Below are 18,960 nucleotides of genomic sequence, written 5' to 3'. Positions count from 1 at the left end.
CGCCACCGCCTCACCGGGCCGCGGCCCGCACGAGCGCGTCGAACAGGCCCTGCTGGGCCGGGTCCTCGTGGGCGGTGTCCTCGGGGTGCCACTGGACGGCCGTGAACCAGCCGCCCGCGCCGGGGAGTTCGAGGCCCTCGATGGTTCCGTCGGCCGCCCGGGCCGTGACGCGGAGGTCCGCGCCCGGGCGGTCGACGCGCTGGTGGTGGTAGCAGGAGGCGTCGGCCTTCTCGGCGCCCGTGGCGCGGGCGAGGACCGAGCCGGGCTCCAGGGTGACGGGGTGCACGACGTGCCGGTGCTCGTGTTCCGGGCCGCCCATGTCCTGTTCCAGGGTGCCGCCGAGGGCGACGTTGACGACCTGGAGGCCGCGGCAGATCGCGAGCAGCGGCCGGCCCGACTCCAGCGCGTGCCGGGCGACGTCCAGGTCGAAGGCGTCCTGGAGGGGGTCGACGTCGTAGACGGTGGCGTGGGTGTCGGTGGCGCCGTAGCGGGCGGGCGCGAGGTCCCCGCCGCCGGGGAGGAGGACGCCGTCGAAGCGGGTGAGCCGTTCGGCGGTGCCGGTGTCCGCCGGGTGGATGCTCACCGGCTCGCCGCCGGCCCGCCACACGGCCTCGATCAGGGCACGGGCGTTGACCTCGGCGGCGTAGCGGAGCGCGGAGGTCCGGGCCGAGAACCGGGCGGGGATCGCGATGAGGGGCCTCACAGCTGGATCCAGGTGGTCTTGAGCTCGGTGTACTTCTCCAGGGCGTGGGCGGACTTGTCGCGGCCGTTGCCCGACTGCTTCATGCCGCCGAAGGGGACGGTCAGGTCGCCCTCCTCGTAGCAGTTGACCCAGACCGTCCCGGCCCTGAGCTTGCGGGAGACCCGGTGGGCGGTGGACAGGTCGGAGGTCCACAGGCCGGCGGCGAGGCCGTACTCGGTGGCGTTGGCCAGGCGGACCGCCTCGTCGAGGTCGTCGAAGGCGAGTACGGACAGCACGGGCCCGAAGATCTCCTCCCGGGCCAGCCGGGAGCCGGGGTCGACGCGGTCGAAGACGGTCGGCTCCAGGTACGTCCCGCCCGTCTCGGCGAGCACGCGCTCGCCTCCGGTGCGCAGGCGGGCGCCCTCGTCGAGGCCGTGCCGGATGTGGTCGCGCACGCGCTCCAGGTGGGCCGGGCCGACCAGCGCGCCCATCTCCGTCTCCGGGTCGAGCGGGTCGCCGACCCGCAGCTCGCGGGCCCGCCGGACCACGGCCTCGGTGACCCGCTCGGCGATCGAGGTGTGCACGAGCAGCCGGGAGGGGGCCGTGCACATCTCACCCTGGTTGAAGAAGATGCCCCAGGCGGCGGTGGCGGCGGCCCGGTCGAGGTCCGGGGCGTCGGGCAGGACGATGTTGGGCGACTTGCCGCCGAGTTCCAGCCAGACGCGCTTGAGGTTGGAGTCGGCGGCGTAGCGCAGGAAGTGGCGGCCGACGGCGGTGGAGCCGGTGAACGCCAGGACGTCGACGTCCGGGTGGAGGCCGAGGGCCCGCCCCGCCGTGGGGCCGTCGCCGGTGACGACGTTGAGCACGCCGGGCGGGAGGCCGGCCTCGGTGGCGAGGCGGCCGAGGAGGAGGGCGGAGAGCGGGGAGTTCTCGGAGGGTTTCAGCACGACCGTGCAGCCCGCCGCGAGGGCCGGGGCGACCTTCCAGCCGGCCAGGGTCAGCGGGAAGTTCCAGGGCACCACCGCGCCGACCACCCCGGCCGGTTCCCGGGTGACCAGGGCGAGGGCGTCCGGGGCGGTGTGCGGGGAGGTGTCGGTGAGCTTGTCCGCGAGTTGGCCGTACCAGCGGAACGTGCCGATGAGGGCGCGCAGTTCGATGCCGTACGCGTCCGTGACGGGTTTGCCCATCTCCAGGGTGACGGTCAGGGCGAGTTCCTCGCGCCGCTCTTCGAGCAGGTCGGCGAGGCGGAGCAGGGCCCGGCCGCGCTCGGCGGGTGCCAGGCGCGGCCAGGGCCCGCTGTCGAAGGCCCGCCGGGCGGCGGCGACGGCCGCGTCCACCTCGGCGGCGCCGCCGTCGGCGACCTCGGCGAGGACCCGGCCGTCACGCGGGGACACGACCGGGAACGCGGCCCCTCCCCCGGGCTCCTCGGCGCCGTCGATGTGATGGGCGCCGGAGAGCTGGAACGCCTTGGCGCGGCGGAGCCACTCGTCGTGGGTGACGGCCGGCATGGAGGATCCTCCTTTGATGTCAAACGATATGGGCGGCGCTGTCCGTGGAGGACGGTGCCCGTGGTCAGCCGCCGGCGGCCCTGCCCCGCATCCGCGCGGCGATCAGGCCCAGCGCCATGACCACCGGGACGGACAGCGTGAGCCACAGGGCGGTGGTGCGTGCGCCGCCGATGAGGGTGGTGAAGTTGGCCAGGATGAGCCAGATCGCCCCGGCGATGCCGAGCGCGCCCAGCAGGGGTGCGATCAGGGTGTTCCAGGGCCGGGGGTCGAGGCGCTCGCGGCGGAAGAAGACCACGACGGACACCGACGTCAGCAGGTACAGCAGCATCATCGCCAGGACGGCGACGCCGCTGAACCAGGAGAACAGCGTCAGCACCGGGTCCTTGCCCGCCAGCGCGAAGGGCGCCACCAGGAGGACGGCCAGGGCGGTCTGCGCGCATCCGGCCACCCAGGGCGCGTGGCGGCGGTTGAGCCCGCACAGCCGGCGCGGCAGCAGCCGGTCGCGGCCGAGCGAGAACAGGTAGCGGTTGGCGGAGTTGTGGAAGGTGAGGATGCCGGCGAAGAGGGACGTGGCGAGCAGGACCGGCAGGACGTCACCCACCCAGCCGCCGAAGTCCGCCGCGATGGGCGCGAAGACGAAGCCGGCGCCGTCTCCGCCCGCCAGGGCCTTGCCCGCGGCGGCGGTGGCCTTGGAGGCGCCGTAGGAGGAGATGAGCGTCCAGGAGACCAGGGCGAAGAAGCCGGTGACCACCACGACCGCGAGGTAGGTGGCGCGCGGCACGGTCCTGCGGGGCTCGCGGGCCTCCTCGCCGTAGATGGCGGTCGCCTCGAAGCCGAACATGGACGCCACGGCGAACATCACGGCCACGCCCGGCGCCCCGTCCAGGGCCGCGGCCGGGGAGAAGCTCTCGGCGAGGCCGAGCCCCTCGGGCCCGCCGCCCTTGACCAGGGTGACGAGGGCGAACACCGACAGGATGCTGAACTCCGCGAGGACGAAGGCGGCCAGCACCTTGGCGCCCATCTCGATGCCGGCCGCGCCGAGCGCCTGCACCACGGCCATGGTCGCCAGCGTCCAGAGCCACCACGGCAGGTCCAGGCCGGTGTGGCTCGCGACCAGGCCGCTGACGATGGAGCCGTAGAGGCCGTACATGGCGGCCTGGATGGTGCAGTACGCGAAGAGCGCGAGGCCCGCGCTGCCGGTGCCGGTGGTCCGGCCGAGGCCCTTGCCGATGTAGGTGTAGAAGGCGCCCGCGTCCACGACGTGGCGGCCCATGGCGACGAAACCCACCGAGAACAGCAGGATCACCAGTCCCGCCACCAGATAGGCGGCGGGCACGCCGGGGCCGTTGCCGAGGGCCACGGCGATGGGGGCCGCGCCGGCGATGCCGGTGAGCGGGGCCTGGGCGGACAGGACGAAGAAGAGGATGCCCAGGACGCCGAGGGCGTCGGGCTTGAGCGTGCCTGCGGTGGGCGCGTCCGGTTTCGCCGCGTGCCGGGAGACCGTCTGACTGTCCACTCGGATCACCTGCCAGAGGGGAGGAAGGATCGTTTCAGGCCAAACGAGTTGCCTCATGGTGGGGCGGAACTATCCGTTTGGCAAGGGGTGAGGGACGAGGAATCGCGGACGCGCGCGGCGGAGGGGGTGGCGGGCTCAGCCCTCGCCGCAGCCGTCGCCGCACCCCTCGCCGCCTTGTCGCTCCGCGAGCAGCCGCAGCACCGAGCGCAGTTCGTCCAGCGCCTGGTCGATGACCTCGCGCTCCCCGAAGACCAGCTGGTGCAGGACGAGCCCCTCCAGCGTCGCGAAGACCATCCGGGACAGCCCCTCGTCCACCGGGCCGGGCAGCATCTGGGTGAGTTCGCGCCGGGTGGCGTCGAAGTACTCGTCGTACAGCGACCGCAGGTGGGCGAGGAGCTCGGGGCGGCGGCGGGACTCCAGCAGCAGTTCGTACTGGAACGCCTGGAGGTCAGGACCGGATTCGACCATGTCCGTCAGGCCCGCCGAGAAGTCGGCGACCTCGCCCGTGCCCGGTTCGAGGGCGCTGCTGCTGAGGGAGGAGCGGATGGCGTGGGCGACGGCCTCCTCGATCAGGGCGTCGCGGGAGCCGAAATGGTGCACGACCAGGCCGTGGGTGACCCCGGCCTCCTCCGCGACCGCCCGGTAGGTGAGCTTGCGCAGCCCGCCCCGGGCCACGACGCGCACGGCGGCCTCCAGCAGGGCCTCGCGGCCCGTGCCGTAGTGCACGCGCTTGCGGGGGCGGCGGGCGGGCTCGGTCATGCCCGCGACCCTACCCAAGCCGTCCCGTTCAGCGGCGCGGCGGCCTTCAGCCACCCGGTGGCCCTCAGCGGCGCGGCGGCCGGATGCCACGGAACTCCCAGTCGCCGCCGAGCGCGGTCGACAGCACTTCCTCCGACTCGGTGGGCTGGGCGCCGACGTCGGTGCGGACGGCGGTCGGGCCGGTCACGATGTGGTTGGTGAGCCGCCCCAGTCCCTCGACCTCCACCTCCACCACGTCGCCCGGCTGGACGGGCCGCGAGTTGGCGGGCGTGCCGGACAGCAGGACGTCGCCCGGGTACAGGGTGATGGTGCGGGCGATGTCGGCGACGAGGTAGTGCATGTCCCAGGTCATCTCGTCCGTCGACCCGTCCTGCACCACCTCGCCGTTGACGTGGGTCCGCAGCCGCTTGCCGTGGAAGTCCCAGTCGGTGACGAGGCCGGGGCCGAGCGGGCAGAGGGTGTCGGAGCCCTTCACCCGGAGCATCGACCCGGCGTCGGTGTCGCGGAAGTCGTGCAGGCCGAAGTCGTTGGCGATCGTGTACCCGGCGATGTACTCCCCCGCCTCACCCTGCGCGATGTTCCGCGCGGTCCTCCCGATGACGATGGCGACCTCGCCCTCGTAGTTGAGCCACTTGCAGCCCTCGGGGCGGACGATCGCGCCCTGGTGGGCGTTGAGGGCCGAGGTCGGCTTGTGGAAGTAGGTGGGCGTGTCGGGCAGCCCGATCCGGAACTCGTCGACCCGGCTGCGGTGGTTGAGGTGCACGGCGATGACCTTGGACGGCACGACCGGCGGCAGGTGCCGCGCGTCGTCGGTCTTGACGCGGCGGCCGTCCCCGGCGACGAGTTCGTCACCGTCGACGGTGACCTGGACGGCGGCGCCGTCGAGGAGGATGCGGCGGTACTCAGGCATGGGCGGACTCCTGGGGTGCGGTGGTGGGGCTGCCGGTCCAGCCGTCGGCGGGCCGGTCGAACCAGAGGTGGGCCTGGCCGGTGCCGACGGAGTTCTCGTACGCGCCGTACTGGCGGGCCCGGGCGGTGCAGTGCCGCTCACCGAGGGCGCCGGCCATCATCAGGTAGTGGAAGAACTTCGCCTCGGGCCTGAACTTCCAGAACTCGTCCATGGTGTCGAGGACCTTGTCGTGGCGCCCCTCCTTGAACCAGGCGATGCGCTCCAGGTCGGCTTCCCGCGCCTCGGGCGTGCGGATGTGCACCGGGTCGCTGGCCTCGTGGTCCCGCAGTTCGCGCAGCGGCCAGAAGGTGTGCGAGAGGGCGCCGGAGGCGATGAGCAGCACCCGTCGCCCCGGGGTGGCGGCGATGCCGTCGGCGAGCGCCCGCCCGAGCCGCAGGTGGTCCTCCAGGTCACCGGTCTGGCAGACCCCGATGGTGACCCACCGCTTGTCGGGCAGGCCCTCGCCCAGGTACTTCCAGAGGTTGATGGTGGCGTAGTAGACCGGCAGGTACGCGTCGTCGATCGGGGTGATCCAGGTGCCGTGCTTGTCGGCGAACGAGGCGATGTTGTGGGCGAGTTCGGGGTCGCCCGGGTAGTCGTACGGCATCCGGCACATGCCGCGCGGCAGCTCCTCGGAGGTGAAGAGTCCGGCTCTGCGCTGCTGGGCGGTGACGACGAACTCGACGGTGGTGGCCCAGTGGGAGTCGAGGACGACGACGGTGTCGTAGTCGTCCCGCTCGAAGACGTCCCGGCGCAGTTCCCGGAGCCCGGTGACGAGGGTGATCTCCTTGCCCTCGTTGAGCTCCAGGCGGTCGGCCTCGGGCAGCACGATGGTGGGGACGTGGGCGAGCAGCCCGGCCCCGACGATCTCACCCATGGTCCTGGCTCCATCCGTTCGGGGCGGTGACGGTGTTCTTCAGGTCGCAGTAGAAGTCGAAGCTCCAGGTGCCGCCCTCGCGGCCGACGCCGGACTGCCGGGAGCCGCCGAAGGGCGCCCGGAGGTCCCGCACGAAGAAGCAGTTGACCCAGACGGTCCCCGCGACGAGCTGGGCGGAGACCCGCTCCGCGCGCTCGCGGTCGCCGGTGGCGACGGTGGCGGCCAGCCCGAAGCGGGTGTCGTTGGCGAGCCGGACGGCTTCGTCCTCGCCGGTGAAGGTCTGCAGGGTCAGGACGGGCCCGAAGACCTCCTCCTGCACGATCTCGGAGTCCTGGGCGACGCCGGTGAGCAGGGTCGGCGCGTAGTACTGGCCGTCCTCGCGGTGCCCGCCGATGACCGCCCGTGCCCCGGCGGCGACGGCCCGGCGCACGAAACCGTCGATCTTCTCCAGCTGGCGGGGGTGGATGGTGGGCCCGATGTCGGTGCTCTCGTCCCGCGGGTCGCCCTGCCGCAGGGCCGTGGCCTTCTCGACGAACCGCCGGGTGAACTCCTCGGCGACCGGCTCCTCGACGAGCAGCCGGGTGCCCGCGAGGCACACCTGCCCGGCGTTGTCGTACTGCTCCACGGCGAGGTCGACGGCCAGGTCGAGATCGGCGTCGGCGAAGACCAACAGCGGCGACTTGCCGCCGAGTTCGAGACTGAGGGGCGTGAGGTTCGCGGCGGCCGAGGCGGCGATCCGCCGCGCGGTCGGCACCGAGCCGGTGAAGCTGATGCGCCGCACGTCGGGGTGCGCGGTGAGGGCGTCGCCGATCTCGGAGCCGTACCCCTGGACGACGTTGAGGACACCGGCCGGCAGTCCGGCCTCCGCCGCGATGTCGGCCAGCAGGGAGGCGGTCAGCGGTGACCATTCGGCGGGCTTGAGGACGACGGTGTTCCCGGCGGCGAGGGCGGGGGCGACCTTCCAGGTGGCCAGCATCAGCGGCGCGTTCCACGGCGTGATCAGCACGCAGGGCCCGGCCGGATCCCAGCTGACGTGGTTGGTGTGCCCCCGGGTGTCGAAGTCCTCGTGCTCCAGCGTCAGCAGCCAGTCGGCGAAGAACCGGAAGTTGTGGGCGACGCGGGGCATGACGCCCCGCCGGTGCGACCGCAGCAGCGCGCCGTTGTCGGTGGTCTCGACGATCGCCAGCTCTTCGAGCCGCTTCTCGACACCGTCGGCGATGGCGTGCAGGATGCGGGCGCGCTCGCCGCGCGAGGTGGCGGCCCAGGCGGGAAAGGCGTCCCGGGCGGCGACGACCGCGGCTCCGGCCTCGGCGGGCCCGCCCCGGGCGATCTCGCCCAGCACGCTGCCGTCGATCGGAGAGTGGTCGGTGAAGGTGCCGTCGGAGGCGACCCGCCGCCCGCCGATCCAGTGCCGGGTGTCGACGGAAACACCGGCGACGGTGATTCTTTCAGGCATGAGAAGAGTTCCATTCCAACGAGGGGCTATTGCACGTACTCAGGGGCGCGGGGAACTGCGCGACAAGCCACCACGCACCCGCACTCGACCCACTGGCGCTACGCGGCAGACGCTCCCGACGTACCGACTTCCAGCAGCCGCCCCCCGTCCCAGACGACCCCGACCTGCCGGTAGTACGCGGCGATCGGCTCCCGCACCTCCAGCCGGGCCAGTTCCTCCGTAGGCGCCTCGAACAGCTCCAACTCGGCATCCCCGACCCACGGTTGACCACCTTCGAAGGAAGCCGCACCACTCTCGATCAGCTCGTCGAGCGCCAGCCCCTTCCCCTTCTCGATCGACGGCAGCCACCGGTGATGCGCCATGGGATGGGCGTTGACGAACCCACCGCTCTCCGACGGCTCCCGCAGCGTCACCACGGCCTGCGCGATGCGCCGGTCCGCGGCGGCCAGCGTCGCCCCGAACCGCGCCCCCGCCTCGATCCGCGGGGCGGGCCCGTACGGATGCGGCCGCGTCTGATGGATGGAGCCCAGCTTCTTCGGATACCCCTGGTGCAGCCCCCGCGCGATCGCGAAGTCCTTGTCGACCCAGATGTGGACGCACCGCGAGTACGTCCGCCCCCCGTACCGGCACCGCACGACCGCGAACGCCTCCTTGTACTGCGCCCGCACGGGATCGAGCAGCTCCTCCCCGGAGGCCGAGCAGGACTGCCAGTCCGCCCAGATCAGGGCGACCGCGCCCGGATCCTCGTCGGCCAACTCCAGTGGCTCGGGGAGCAGTTCACGCACCCGCGCCGGATCGGTCCGGTACTCGACCGTCAACAGGTCGCCGGAGTACCGCCACGGCGGAGAGGGGATCAGCGACGACGCGCCCGTCGCCGTCTTGGGATGGAAGTAACCACGAAGACCGGTCACGGAAGGGCTCCTTACGAGGTGAGGGCGGGCTGCTTCAGCAGATCGGCGCGGTACCGGGCGGCGGCGCGGGCCGCGGCAGGCCCGCCGAGCGCGACGACACCGACCAGCAGTCCGTCGCGGTGGTAACCGGCCAGCACGTCCCCGGAGGGGTCGCCGTCGAGGACCCGGACATCGCCGAGCCCCAGCGCCGGCGCGCCGAAGGACTGCAACCGGAAGTCGTGCTGGTCGCTCCAGAAGGTGGGCAGCGGCGCGAAGGGCGCCAGGCCGGCACCGCCCTCCACCAGCACCTTCGCCGCGTGCTTGGCCGAGTCCGTCGGCACGGACCAGTGCTCGACCCGCCGCGGCACGCCGTCGTAGCGGGCGTTGGGGAAACGGGCGACGTCACCCACCGCGACGACCTCGGGCCGGCCGCCGGCCCTCAGGTGCTCGTCGGTGAGCACGCCGTCGCCCAGGTCGAGTCCGTTGCCGTCGAGCCACTCGGTGTTGGCGACCGAACCGACGGATTCCACCACCACGTCGGCGGCGAGCACGGACCCGTCGCTCAGCACGACACCGGTGACCCGGTCGTCGCCCTCGAACCCGGCGACCCCCGAGCCGAGCGCGAAGCGGACCCCGCGTTCCCGGTGCCGGTGCAGCAGCACGCGCGCGAGCAGCTCCCCGAGCGGCCCGACCATGGGCAACGGCAGCGGATCGACGACGGTCACCTCGGCCGCACCGAGCCCGACCGCGGTCGCGGCGACCTCGCAGCCGATGAACCCGGCGCCGACCACGACGACCCGCACGCCCGGCCGGGTCAGCTCGGCCCGCAGCCCCCGGGCGTCGTCGATCGTGCGGACGGTGTGCCGGCCGGCGACCGGCCCGGGGCAGCGCAGCCGCCGGGGCCGCATCCCGGTGGCGACGACCAGCCCGTCGTACGACAGCACCGAGCCGTCGTCGAGTACGACGGTCCGCTCGGCGAGCCGGGCCCGCACGGCCCTGGTGCCCAGCCGCCACTCCACGTCGGCCGCGGACGGCTTCGGCGTGAAGGCGAGCGAGGCGAAGGACGCCTTGCCCGCGAGGACCTCCTTGGACAGCGGGGGCCGGTTGTACGGCGGGTGCGGCTCGTCGCCGACCACCGTGATGCCGCCGGTCCAGCCCGCGGCGCGCAGCTGCTCGGCGGCGCGCAGTCCGCCGAGGGAGGCGCCGGCGACGACGATGCGCCCGCTCATGTCAGTCCTCGATCCGGATGGCCTGGAGCGGGCAGACGTCCGCGGCCTCCTCGACCTCGTCGCGCAGGGCGTCGTCGGGGTCGGGGACGTAGGCCAGGCGGCCGTCGTCGTCCAGGCGGAAGACGTCGGGGGCGGCGAAGACGCACTGGCCGTGGTCCTGGCACCTGTTCATGTCGACGACGACCTTCATGGCCGGTCCTCCTGAATGTGAGGGCGTCGAGGGGAAGGGAAGAAGGGGCCCGGCCGGAAGGGGCCGGGCCCCGGCCAACGGGGTGCGGTGGACGCGCCCCGAACTCGTTTGGCTCCAAACAAGGTAGGCAGGGGCAGGGGCCTGGTCAATAGCTATCCGGATGGATAAATTCTTGCCCCCGCCCTCTTGCGGCACCCTTCACCCACCCCTACCGTTTGGCATCAAACAAGCTCCGGGCGGTCCTGGCTCCGCCGCGCCCGGCCGCTCGCTCCCACGCCACCCGCCTCCCCGGCCCCCGTGTCCCGGAGGTGTCCCGACGTCCGCCCGAGGAGACAACGGTGAGCGCTCACGACCTTGAAGAAGTCCGCCGCCACATGGACCGGCTCGCCGCCGACGGCATCGACGTGGTCCGGGTGACCTATCCCGACCTGATCGGCACCGACCGGGCGCGTGACGTGCTGCTGGACGAGTTGCCCCGCGCGTGCGAGCACGGGCTGGCGTTCTGCCGGGCCGTCTACCACACCAGCCCGCAGGGCGACGTGGTCCCGGTCAGCGGCGGGCTCGACGCGGGCCTGCCGGACATCTGCGTCCGGCCGGACCTCGACACGCTGGTGCCGCTGCCCTGGGAGCCGGGAGTGGCGGCCTGTCTGGGCGAGGTCGTCGACCCGGCGACCGGCGCCCCCGCGCCCGAGTCGCCCCGCGACCTGCTGCGGTCCGTCCTCGCCCGGTGCGCCGAGCACGGGCTGCGGCCGGTGGTGGGGCCCGAGCTGGAGTACTTCCTGTGCGACCCGGACCCGGCCGGAGGCTGGCGCCGGTACGCACCCGACCCCGGGGTCGTCTACACCGCCGGCCTGCGCGCCGACCCGGACAACCACCTGCTGCGCACCCTGCGGCACGTGCGCGATCTGAAGGTCGGGGCGATCAGCGGCAACCACGAGTTCGACGGCGGCCAGATCGAGATCAACCTGGCGCACTCGGACGCCGTGTCGGCCGCCGACCGGTCCTTCCGCTTCAAGGCCGCGATCAAGGAACTGGCGCGGAAGGAGGGCCGGCTGGCCACCTTCATGGCCAAGCCCTTCAACGACGCGGGCGGCTCCGGCTTCCACCTCCACCTGTCCTGCGACGACGAGGAGGGCCGCAACACCTTCGACGACCCGTCCGGTGCGTACGGCCTGTCCGCCACCGCCCGGCACGCCGTCGCCGGCGTCCTGGCGCACGCGCCCGCCCTGGCCGCCCTGCTCAACCCCACGGTCAACTCGTACAAACGCTTCGGCCCCGACACCCTCGCGCCCTGGCTGATCGACTGGGGCCTGGACAACCGCAGCGCCATGGTGCGCATCCCGCCCGAGCGGGGATCCGGCGCCCGGCTCGAACTGCGCCTCGGCGACGCGAGCGCCAACCCGTACCTGGCGATCGCCGGGACGATCACCGCCGCGCTGCTGGGTGTCCTGGCCGGCGAGGAGCCGCCCGCCCCGCTGGAGGGCTACGGCTACGACACCGCCCGCTCGGCCGTCCTGCCGCAGACCCTGTCCGCCGCGCTGGACGCGCTGGAGGCGGACACCGCCCTGACCGACCTGCTCGGCAAGGGCTTCACCACGTCCTTCCTCTCCTACAAGCGCGACGAGGTCGAACGCTTCCACCGGCATGTGACGGACTGGGAGTTCACCGAGTACGCCCACCACCTGTGACGCCCCCTGTGACGCCGAGGAGCACGCCGATGACGACCGAGACCCTGCCCGACGCGGTGCGCGAGCCGCTGCCCCTGGCCGACGTGGACCTCGCCGACCTGGACCGCTTCACCGACGGGGTCACCCCCTGGCGGATGTTCCACACGCTGCGCCACGAGGACCCGGTGCACTGGCAGCCCGAGGAGGCGCCCAACTCCGGCTTCTGGGCGGTGACCCGCCACCAGGACATCGTCCGGGTGGACCGCGACCCGGAGACCTTCACGTCGACGAGGTTCGTCAACCTGGAGGAGGTCGACGACGACCAGATCAAGAAACGCGCCTCGATCCTCGAACTGGACGGGGTCCGGCACCGGGCGCTGCGCAGCGTCATCCAGCGGCAGTTCGGCGCGAACGTGATCAACGGCTACACGGACTTCCTGCGCGGCCTGACCGCGAGGACCCTCGACGCCGCCCTCGCCAAGGGCCGCTTCGACTTCGTCGCGGACGTCTCGGCGGACTTCCCCATCAACGTCCTCGCCCGGCTGCTGGACGTGCCGCCGGAGGACAACCAGAAGCTCATCGACTGGGGCAACCGCATCATCGGGCACACCGACCCCGACTACGCGGACGTCCTGCTGCACAGCGAGGAGAGCGAGCGGTACCGCGACCTGCCGTTCCGCTCCCCCGCCTCGCTGGAGGTGTTCGAGTACGGCAGGGAACTGGCACGGCAGCGGCGCGGCGGCGACGGCACGGACCTGATCTCGCGCCTGGTGAACACCGTCCCCCGGGACGGGGTCCCGCTCTCCCCGCAGGACTTCGACAACTACTTCCTGCTCCTGGTCGTCGCCGGCAACGAGACCACCCGGCACACCATCTCCCACTCCATGCTGGCCCTCATCCAGCACCCCGAGCAGCTCGCCCGCCTCCAGGAGGACCCCTCCCTGATCCCGGTCGCCGTCGAGGAGTTCCTGCGCTGGGCCTCCCCCGTCTACCACTTCCGCCGCACCGCCACCCGCGACGTCGAACTGGGCGGCAAGCAGGTGAAGGAGGGCGACAAGGTGGTGATGTGGTTCGCCTCCGGCAACCGCGACGAGGAGGTCTTCGGCAACCCCTACGACTTCGACGTCACCCGCCGCGACAACGACCACGTCACCTTCGGCAAGGGCAGCCCCCACCTGTGCCTGGGCAACCTCCTCGCCCGCACCGAGATCCGCATCATGTTCGAGGAACTGATCCCGCGCCTGGCGGACATCCGGCTGGCCGGTGACGTGCCGCGCGTGCGCTCCAACTTCGTCAACGGCATCAAGAAACTGCCGGTGGAGGTCACGCTCGCCTGACGGGTCTCCGGGCGGGCCGGGCTGCGGCCAGGCGGAAAAGGGGGTGCGAGCGGCAGGTCCCCTGCCGCTCGCACCGCGTCAGGCCGCGACCGGCGCGGGGGACGCCGGCGGCCGGGCCTCCTCCGCCTCGGCCAGGAGGGTCATGAGCGTGGCCCGGGCGCGGGCCACTCGGGAGCGGACCGTGCCGACCGGGCAGTCGCTCAGCTCGGCGGCCTCCGCGTACGGCAGTCCGAGCAGCTGGGTGAGGACGAACGCCTCGCGCCGCTCCCGCGGCAGCGCGGCCAGCAGCTCCCGCAGCGCCACGCCGTCGTCGAAGCCGGGCAGGCCGCACGGCTGGGCGTGCTCGACCGCCAGCTCCCAGTCCGGCAGGTCGGCGGGGCGAGGGCGTACGGCGCTGCCGCGGATGCTGTCGGCCACCGCGCGCCGGGCGATGGCGAGCAGCCAGGCGCGGGCCGAGGAGCGGCCCTCGAACCGGTGCAGGCTGCCGAGCGCCCGCAGGAACGTGTCCTGTGCCAGATCGTCCACGGCCTGCGGATCGGCGCACAGATGGGCGACGTACCGGATGACGTCGCGGTGCAGGGCGCGCACGAACCGGTCGACGGCCGCGGAGTCACCGCCCCGGGCGGCCAGCGCCCAGGCGGTCGCCGACTCGTCGGCCGAGGCCGGTCTCGCGGTGGCGAGGGGCGGGGCAGGAGTGATCACCTGATGTCCTTCTCGGGTGTCCGGGACCACGGGCGCACGGGCGGGCGCGCCGGCACCATGGGGGTCCGGCGGGGCGCACGCCCGGCCGCGTGGTCCGGTGAGCGGGGATGCGGTCGTACCCGAACGGCGCGCTCGAGCCGGAGAGCCCGGGCAGCCGCGTGCAACGGGCGGCACGTGCTCGGGCCGGGCGGGCCCGGGCTGCCGCAGGTCACACGCAGCGTGCTCGGACCGGGCAGGAGCCCGGGCGGACGCGGGCGACGCGTGACGCGCGCTCGGACCGGGCGGGCCCGGGCTGTCGCGGGCAGCGTGGCGCACCGACGTACGCGGGGACGACCTGGACCGGGGCGCGCAGGGGCGGCCCCGGGATGACCGGCCGCCGTCAGGCGGCAGCGGCCCCCGCCGGAGGTCCCCGGGAGGTGATCGCGTGGACGAGGAGGGAGAGGCGCGGCGCCCGGTCGGAGGACGCGCGCCGGACCCGCACGGGCGGGGGCGCCGGCGTCGGCAGGGCGAGCAGGAGCCGCAGGGGCGCGGCGAGCCGGCCGCCCACGGCGCGCAGCAGGCGGAAGGCGGCCCGTTCGCCGTGGCCCAGCCACAGTCCGCACAGCAGGGCGGCCAGGAGGTGGGCGGCGAGCATGCCGAGGGAGGAGTCCCCGCCGGGGGCGTGTCCCATGTGCCCCATGTGCGCGGACATGGACTCCATGGAGCCCGCGCCGTGTCCCATGGATGCCATGTCCATGGAGTGCGCGTCCGGTGCGGGAGTTCCGGTGGCCGGTCCGGTGCCCTGTGCCTGCGGTGCTAGCGAGAACGCCGAGTGCAGGGCCGTCTGGACGGCGACGGCGACGGCGACCACGAGCCGGAGTCCGCGCTCGCGGCCCGCCAGGCACCAGCCCGCCGCACCCGTGGCGGCCCAGCCGGCCACCAGGGTCGGCAGGGGCACGTGGTCGCCGGACATCATGACGTGGCCCAGGGCGGCGAGCACGACACAGACGGCCGCGAACACCGCGGCCCGTATCGCGCGAGCACACCACCCAGCTGTCATGGCGCCTCATCCTCGCATCCGGCCCCGCCCCGTCCCCCATGGGTACGGACATAGTCCCGGGACACTCAATCGGCGAGATGTGATTCAGGCCACTGTCCAGGAAGGCGGGTCAGGGACGGAGCGCCGGACGGCGTCGCGTCAGTGGTGGGCGTGGACGACGGCGTGGCCCTTGCCCCGGCCGATCATCCATTTGTTGACCGGGGTCGTGATCACGAAGGCGACGACGAAACCGCCCAGCAGCGCCGACCAGAACAGCGCGTCCGTCAGGTGGGCGTCCATCGCGCCCGGGGTGAGAGCGATGATCGCGTTGTCGACGAACTCCATCACCGTGATCGAGACCGTGTCCGCGGCCAGCGCGACCTTGACCGCCGCCGCGAGCCCGAGGCCGGCCCGCAGGACGGCGAACAGGGTGAACGAGTAGCCGAAGAGGAACGCCAGCCCGATCGCCAGCACCATGGTGGGCAGGTTGCCCCATCCCAGCGCGGTGCCGATCACCATGCCGAGGATCTCGCCGATCGCACACCCGGTCAGACAGTGCAGCGTCGCCTTCACGGCGGTCCCCCAGGACGCCGTCCCGTGCGAGTGCTCCGCGGGGTTGTGAGTGGTGTGGTCCATGACTTCGAGCATATACCCCCTAGGGGTATATAGCCAGAGGTCGTGACGCCGAGTCGACCTAGAGTGCTCGCCATGACGACGCAGCCGCCGCGGTCGACCCGGCAGACACAGGCCTATCTCTCCGAGCTGTTCTCCCTGGAGGGCCGGGTGGCGGTGGTCACGGGCGGCAGCTCGGGCATCGGCCGCGCCATCACCGCCGCCCTCGCCCGGGCCGGGGCGAGCGTCGTGGTCGTGGCCCGCACCGAGGCCGGCCTGACGGCGACGGTCGGGGAACTGACGGCCCAGGGCTGCCGCGCCGCGTGGGTCAGCGCGGACCTGAGCACGCGCGCGGGGGTGCGGACGGCCGCCGAGCGGGCGGTCGAGGCGTTCGGGGAGCCCGACATCCTCGTCAACAGCGCCGGCATCAACCTGCGTCCGCCGATGGACGAGCTCACCGAGGACGTCTGGGACGCCACGATGGCCGTCAACCTGGAGGCGCCCTTCCTGCTGGGGCAGCGCTTCGGCCCCGGCATGGCCGAGCGCGGGTACGGGCGGATCCTGCACATCAGCTCGCAGCAGGCGCACCGGGCGTTCGTCCAGAGCGGCGCCTACGGCGCCTCCAAGGGCGGGCTGGAGGCATTGGCGCGGTCCCAGGCCGAGGCGTGGTCGCCGCGCGGCGTCACCTGCAACGTCCTGGTCCCGGGCTTCGTCATGACACCGCTCAACGCGCGGCTGTCGTCGGACCCGGAGAAGGTGGCCGCCCTCGCCGCCCGCACGATGATCGGGCGCAACGGCCTGGCCGAGGACTTCGCAGGCGCGGCGGTCTTCCTGGCGAGCCCGGCCTCGTCCTACGTCACCGGGCAGTCGGTCTTCGTCGACGGCGGGCTGTCCGTCCACTGACGCGGCCCGGGCCGGTCAGCCCGCGGACGGGCCCTTCCCCCACACGAACACCTCCGTGCTCGGGCCCCGTTCGGAGAACCGGCCCGACGCGGAGGCCTCCCGCAGCAGCCGGCGCAGGTCCGCCTCGAAGTCGTCCCGCCGCCCTCCGAACAGGTGCGGAGCCGAGAACGACATCGAGAACACCCAGGCGACGACGTCGTCGACGCTCCGCTCCAGCGCCTGCCCACCGGGCACGACGAGCCGCCGGGGGCCGGTGAATCCCGCCCGGGCGAACACCTCGGCCTCACCGCCCGGCGTCCCCCGCGGCAGCACGCCGCGGCCCGCTCGCCGCACCGGCCCCAGGTAACGCCTGACCAGTTCGTCCACCGCCGTGCAGGGCACCGCCGGGTACGGCAGGCCGTCGACGGTCCGGACCTCCGTCTTCAGGTCGGAGATGTGCACGAGGGCCCCGCCGGGCCGGAGCATGTCGCGGACGGTCGCCGCGACCGGGTCCCGGTCCATCCAGTGGAAGGACTGGCCGAAGACGGCGACGGAGAACGTGCCGAGCCCCGCGGGCAGGGCTTCGGCACGGGCCCGCACCCACCGGGACTTGTCCGCGACGCCCCGGTCGGCGGCTCCCCGCGCGGCTTCGGCGATCATGCCGCCGTCCGGGTCCACGCCGACGATCTCGCCGAACAGATGCGCGAGGCGCAGCGCGATGGTCCCGGGCCCGCAGCCCACGTCGATGAGGCGCCCCCGCCCGTCGAGCCGCAGCGCCTCGGCGAGCGCGTCCGCCAGCCCGGGCGCGTACGGCAGCCGCCCCCGCTCGTAGTAGGCGGCCGTCCCGGAGAACAGCGTGTCGTCCCACTCCCAGTCGGCGACCACGCCGCCCACCACCCTCACCGCACAGAACTCCGCCACCACCCGGCCGGGCGACCGGCCCGATCTTCCCACGGCCGGACCACCCCCACCGGGACTCCCCCGACCGGGAATCCCCCGCCCGGGACTCCCCGAACCGGGGACGCGGCCGACGGGCGAGTGTCAGCGGCCGGTGCCACGCTGGGCAGACAGGACCTGCGAAAGGGATGCATCGCCATGATCACCACGGAGTACGCCCCCGGTTCCCCCTGCTGGCTCGACCTCGGCGCCCCGGACGTCCCCGCCGCCGCGGCCTTCTACGGCGCGGTGCTCGGCTGGGAGTACGAGTCCATGGGCGAGAGCGAGGACTTCGAAGGCGGGATGTTCAAGAAGGACGGCAAGACCGTCGCCGGACTCGGCAAGCTCACCGAGGAGGGCGCCCGCTCGGCCTGGATGCTCTACTACTGCGTCACCGACGCGGACGCCACGACCCAGGCCGTGCGGCAGGCGGGCGGCACCGTGCGGGTGGCGCCGATGGACCTCGACGAGTGGGGCCGCATGGCGCAGTTCAGCGACCCCCTGGGCGGCCAGTTCGCCGTCTGGCAGCCGGGGACGAACCGGGGCATGGAGCTGGTGGACCAGCCGGGCTCGCTGTCGTGGGTGGAGCTGTACACGAGCGACGCCGCGGCGGCGAAGGAGTTCTACGGCGGCCTCTTCGGCTGGCAGTTCAGCGACACGCCGCTGCCCGGCGGCGGGGGCACGTACACGCTCATCACCCCCGCCGGCCTGCCCGAGGAGCGCATGCACGGCGGCCTCATGGAGATGGGCAAGGAGAACCTCTCGCTGGCGAACGGACAGCCGTACTGGCACCCGGTCTTCGCGGTCGAGGACTGCGACGCCGCGGTGGCCAGGGTGAGGGAGAACGGCGGCAGCGTGCAGATGGGCCCCGAGGACGCGGAGGGCGTCGGCCGGCTGGCCGTCTGCCTCGACCCGGCGAACGCGGACTTCGTGGTGCTCACCCCGGCGGAGAGCTGAGCCGGCCGCGTCACCACCAGCGATGGCCTCACCCTGGTGGACGAAGACGCCCAGCACCGCGTACTCCTTGGCAGCGGACCCGGTCTCCGCTCCTGCGGGCTGCGCGGGGGCGGTGAGAGACACGGGAGAACCCCTTCGGGCTCGGCTTCGGCCCCACCGTCCGTCGACGCCCCCCGATTGAGCCGTAAACCTTCTTGCATATGATGCGCAAATGCGCGACTACACCATCAGGGAAGCCACGGCAGCCGACGTCGACGGGGCCCGGGTGGTGATGCTCGACACCGTGTACCGCGACTTCGACACCGGTTACGTGCCGCGGTGGCACGCCGACATCATCGACCCGGTGTCGTTCTACCTCGCGCCGCCGCGGCACACGCTCCTGGTGGCCGTGGACGAGCGCGACGGGACGGTGGCGGCCACGGCGGCGCTCGACGCGCGCGGGCCGGCACATCCGCCGAACCCGCGCTGGCTGGCCGAACGGTTCCCCTCGGGGGAGACCGCGCAGCTGCGGCGGGTGTACGTGCGCCCCGAGCACCGGCGGCGGGGCCTGGCCCGGGAACTCGTGGCGGAACTGCTGGAGTTCGCGCGGGCCGACGGCGGTTACCGGTCCGTCTACCTGCACACGTATCCGCACTCACCCGGCGCGATGGGCCTGTGGCGGGCGCTGGGCAAGGTGCTGTGCGACGAGCGCGAGGACGTGCCCGGCGGGGGCAGCGGGGTCGTGCACTTCGAGATCCCCTTCGCCTGAGCACAGTGGTGTCGAAGACGTCCTCCGTGCCCAGGGGCCTCACTG

At 73.2% G+C, this 18,960-nt stretch carries 19 protein-coding genes; 5 read left to right on the top strand and 14 right to left on the bottom strand.

Features of this window, described 5'->3' with window-relative positions:
• Nucleotides 1-10: 10 nt before the first annotated feature.
• The 10 genes from C1703_RS37100 to C1703_RS37055 form a co-directional block, all read right to left on the bottom strand.
• Nucleotides 11-703: a gamma-glutamyl-gamma-aminobutyrate hydrolase family protein gene (locus C1703_RS37100; protein WP_232840709.1), complete on the bottom strand. Its 693-nt coding sequence runs from the start codon at nucleotides 701-703 to the stop codon at nucleotides 11-13.
• Nucleotides 700-2,190 carry an aldehyde dehydrogenase gene (locus C1703_RS37095; RefSeq protein WP_114256941.1) on the bottom strand — a complete coding sequence of 497 codons (1,491 nt, stop codon included), beginning with the start codon at nucleotides 2,188-2,190 and terminating at the stop codon, nucleotides 700-702. Before C1703_RS37095 ends, C1703_RS37100 begins: the two co-directional genes overlap by 4 nt.
• A gap of 64 nt (nucleotides 2,191-2,254) precedes the next feature.
• Entirely contained in the window at nucleotides 2,255-3,706 is a 1,452-nt protein-coding gene (locus C1703_RS37090; RefSeq protein ID WP_114256940.1) for an APC family permease, read from the bottom strand.
• A 135-nt stretch (nucleotides 3,707-3,841) separates the two neighbouring features.
• Nucleotides 3,842-4,465, bottom strand: coding sequence for a TetR family transcriptional regulator (locus tag C1703_RS37085; protein ID WP_114256939.1), 624 nt, complete (start codon nucleotides 4,463-4,465; stop codon nucleotides 3,842-3,844).
• A gap of 64 nt (nucleotides 4,466-4,529) precedes the next feature.
• Nucleotides 4,530-5,375: a fumarylacetoacetate hydrolase family protein gene (locus C1703_RS37080; protein WP_114256938.1), complete on the bottom strand. Its 846-nt coding sequence runs from the start codon at nucleotides 5,373-5,375 to the stop codon at nucleotides 4,530-4,532.
• Nucleotides 5,368-6,291, bottom strand: a complete 924-nt coding sequence (locus C1703_RS37075; protein WP_114256937.1) for a 3,4-dihydroxyphenylacetate 2,3-dioxygenase — start codon at nucleotides 6,289-6,291, stop codon at nucleotides 5,368-5,370. The genes C1703_RS37080 and C1703_RS37075 overlap by 8 nt, the downstream gene beginning before the upstream one ends.
• Nucleotides 6,284-7,747, bottom strand: a complete 1,464-nt coding sequence (locus tag C1703_RS37070) for an aldehyde dehydrogenase (protein WP_114256936.1) — start codon at nucleotides 7,745-7,747, stop codon at nucleotides 6,284-6,286. The genes C1703_RS37075 and C1703_RS37070 overlap by 8 nt, the downstream gene beginning before the upstream one ends.
• 98 nt (nucleotides 7,748-7,845) lie before the next feature.
• The gene (locus C1703_RS37065) at nucleotides 7,846-8,658 is read right to left on the bottom strand and encodes an acetoacetate decarboxylase family protein (protein ID WP_114256935.1); all 813 of its coding nucleotides are present in this window, start codon (nucleotides 8,656-8,658) and stop codon (nucleotides 7,846-7,848) included.
• Between the two features lie 11 nt (nucleotides 8,659-8,669).
• The gene (locus C1703_RS37060) at nucleotides 8,670-9,866 is read right to left on the bottom strand and encodes an FAD/NAD(P)-binding oxidoreductase (protein ID WP_114256934.1); all 1,197 of its coding nucleotides are present in this window, start codon (nucleotides 9,864-9,866) and stop codon (nucleotides 8,670-8,672) included.
• Nucleotide 9,867: 1 nt separating this feature from the next.
• On the bottom strand, nucleotides 9,868-10,056 hold the full coding sequence (locus C1703_RS37055; protein ID WP_114256933.1) for a ferredoxin: 189 nt from the start codon (nucleotides 10,054-10,056) through the stop codon (nucleotides 9,868-9,870).
• Between the two features lie 338 nt (nucleotides 10,057-10,394).
• Between C1703_RS37055 and C1703_RS37050 the strand changes: the two genes are divergently transcribed.
• The gene (locus C1703_RS37050; RefSeq protein ID WP_114256932.1) at nucleotides 10,395-11,744 is read left to right on the top strand and encodes a glutamine synthetase family protein; all 1,350 of its coding nucleotides are present in this window, start codon (nucleotides 10,395-10,397) and stop codon (nucleotides 11,742-11,744) included.
• Between the two features lie 29 nt (nucleotides 11,745-11,773).
• Nucleotides 11,774-13,060 (top strand): cytochrome P450, encoded by a 1,287-nt coding sequence (locus C1703_RS37045; protein WP_114256931.1) that lies wholly within the window; start codon nucleotides 11,774-11,776, stop codon nucleotides 13,058-13,060.
• Nucleotides 13,061-13,138: 78 nt separating this feature from the next.
• On the opposite strand, the gene C1703_RS37040 is transcribed toward C1703_RS37045, so the two are convergent.
• The 3 genes from C1703_RS37040 to C1703_RS37030 all read right to left on the bottom strand — a co-directional run bounded on the left by C1703_RS37040 (nucleotide 13,139) and on the right by C1703_RS37030 (nucleotide 15,416).
• Nucleotides 13,139-13,762 carry a sigma-70 family RNA polymerase sigma factor gene (locus tag C1703_RS37040; RefSeq protein WP_114256930.1) on the bottom strand — a complete coding sequence of 208 codons (624 nt, stop codon included), beginning with the start codon at nucleotides 13,760-13,762 and terminating at the stop codon, nucleotides 13,139-13,141.
• A 379-nt stretch (nucleotides 13,763-14,141) separates the two neighbouring features.
• Nucleotides 14,142-14,801: a hypothetical protein gene (locus C1703_RS37035; RefSeq protein WP_114256929.1), complete on the bottom strand. Its 660-nt coding sequence runs from the start codon at nucleotides 14,799-14,801 to the stop codon at nucleotides 14,142-14,144.
• A 138-nt stretch (nucleotides 14,802-14,939) separates the two neighbouring features.
• The gene (locus tag C1703_RS37030) at nucleotides 14,940-15,416 is read right to left on the bottom strand and encodes a DUF4396 domain-containing protein (RefSeq protein ID WP_198678379.1); all 477 of its coding nucleotides are present in this window, start codon (nucleotides 15,414-15,416) and stop codon (nucleotides 14,940-14,942) included.
• A gap of 72 nt (nucleotides 15,417-15,488) precedes the next feature.
• Here C1703_RS37030 and C1703_RS37025 point away from each other — a divergent pair, with 72 nt between their 5' ends.
• Nucleotides 15,489-16,295 carry an SDR family oxidoreductase gene (locus C1703_RS37025; protein WP_114257789.1) on the top strand — a complete coding sequence of 269 codons (807 nt, stop codon included), beginning with the start codon at nucleotides 15,489-15,491 and terminating at the stop codon, nucleotides 16,293-16,295.
• Nucleotides 16,296-16,310: 15 nt separating this feature from the next.
• On the opposite strand, the gene C1703_RS37020 is transcribed toward C1703_RS37025, so the two are convergent.
• Nucleotides 16,311-17,159 carry a class I SAM-dependent methyltransferase gene (locus C1703_RS37020; RefSeq protein WP_114257788.1) on the bottom strand — a complete coding sequence of 283 codons (849 nt, stop codon included), beginning with the start codon at nucleotides 17,157-17,159 and terminating at the stop codon, nucleotides 16,311-16,313.
• A gap of 210 nt (nucleotides 17,160-17,369) precedes the next feature.
• Between C1703_RS37020 and C1703_RS37015 the strand changes: the two genes are divergently transcribed.
• Together C1703_RS37015 and C1703_RS37010 are read left to right on the top strand one after the other, a co-directional pair.
• A complete protein-coding gene (locus C1703_RS37015; protein ID WP_114256927.1) occupies nucleotides 17,370-18,167 on the top strand; it encodes a VOC family protein in 798 nt (265 codons plus the stop codon).
• Between the two features lie 211 nt (nucleotides 18,168-18,378).
• Complete coding sequence (locus tag C1703_RS37010) at nucleotides 18,379-18,915, top strand: GNAT family N-acetyltransferase (protein ID WP_114256926.1); 537 nt, start codon at nucleotides 18,379-18,381, stop codon at nucleotides 18,913-18,915.
• Nucleotides 18,916-18,960: the final 45 nt, after the last annotated feature.

The sequence above is a fragment of the Streptomyces sp. Go-475 genome, from assembly GCF_003330845.1.
GTDB lineage: Bacteria > Actinomycetota > Actinomycetes > Streptomycetales > Streptomycetaceae > Streptomyces.
The sequence above is the reverse complement of the archived record's forward strand: the minus strand, read 5'-3'. Positions and strand labels throughout refer to the sequence as shown.

Bases quoted from the DNA above. Each gene is read 5' to 3' on its own strand.
- C1703_RS37055 (WP_114256933.1), bottom strand. From the start codon at position 10,056: ATGAAGGTCGTCGTCGACATGAACAGGTGCCAGGACCACGGCCAGTGC.
- C1703_RS37015 (WP_114256927.1), top strand. From the start codon at position 17,370: ATGATCACCACGGAGTACGCCCCCGGTTCCCCCTGCTGGCTCGACCTC.
- C1703_RS37085 (WP_114256939.1), bottom strand. From the start codon at position 4,465: ATGACCGAGCCCGCCCGCCGCCCCCGCAAGCGCGTGCACTACGGCACG.
- C1703_RS37045 (WP_114256931.1), top strand. From the start codon at position 11,774: ATGACGACCGAGACCCTGCCCGACGCGGTGCGCGAGCCGCTGCCCCTG.
- C1703_RS37095 (WP_114256941.1), bottom strand. From the start codon at position 2,190: ATGCCGGCCGTCACCCACGACGAGTGGCTCCGCCGCGCCAAGGCGTTC.
- C1703_RS37075 (WP_114256937.1), bottom strand. From the start codon at position 6,291: ATGGGTGAGATCGTCGGGGCCGGGCTGCTCGCCCACGTCCCCACCATC.
- C1703_RS37010 (WP_114256926.1), top strand. From the start codon at position 18,379: ATGCGCGACTACACCATCAGGGAAGCCACGGCAGCCGACGTCGACGGG.
- C1703_RS37070 (WP_114256936.1), bottom strand. From the start codon at position 7,747: ATGCCTGAAAGAATCACCGTCGCCGGTGTTTCCGTCGACACCCGGCAC.
- C1703_RS37025 (WP_114257789.1), top strand. From the start codon at position 15,489: ATGACGACGCAGCCGCCGCGGTCGACCCGGCAGACACAGGCCTATCTC.
- C1703_RS37080 (WP_114256938.1), bottom strand. From the start codon at position 5,375: ATGCCTGAGTACCGCCGCATCCTCCTCGACGGCGCCGCCGTCCAGGTC.
- C1703_RS37060 (WP_114256934.1), bottom strand. From the start codon at position 9,866: ATGAGCGGGCGCATCGTCGTCGCCGGCGCCTCCCTCGGCGGACTGCGC.
- C1703_RS37035 (WP_114256929.1), bottom strand. From the start codon at position 14,801: ATGACAGCTGGGTGGTGTGCTCGCGCGATACGGGCCGCGGTGTTCGCG.
- C1703_RS37030 (WP_198678379.1), bottom strand. From the start codon at position 15,416: ATGGACCACACCACTCACAACCCCGCGGAGCACTCGCACGGGACGGCG.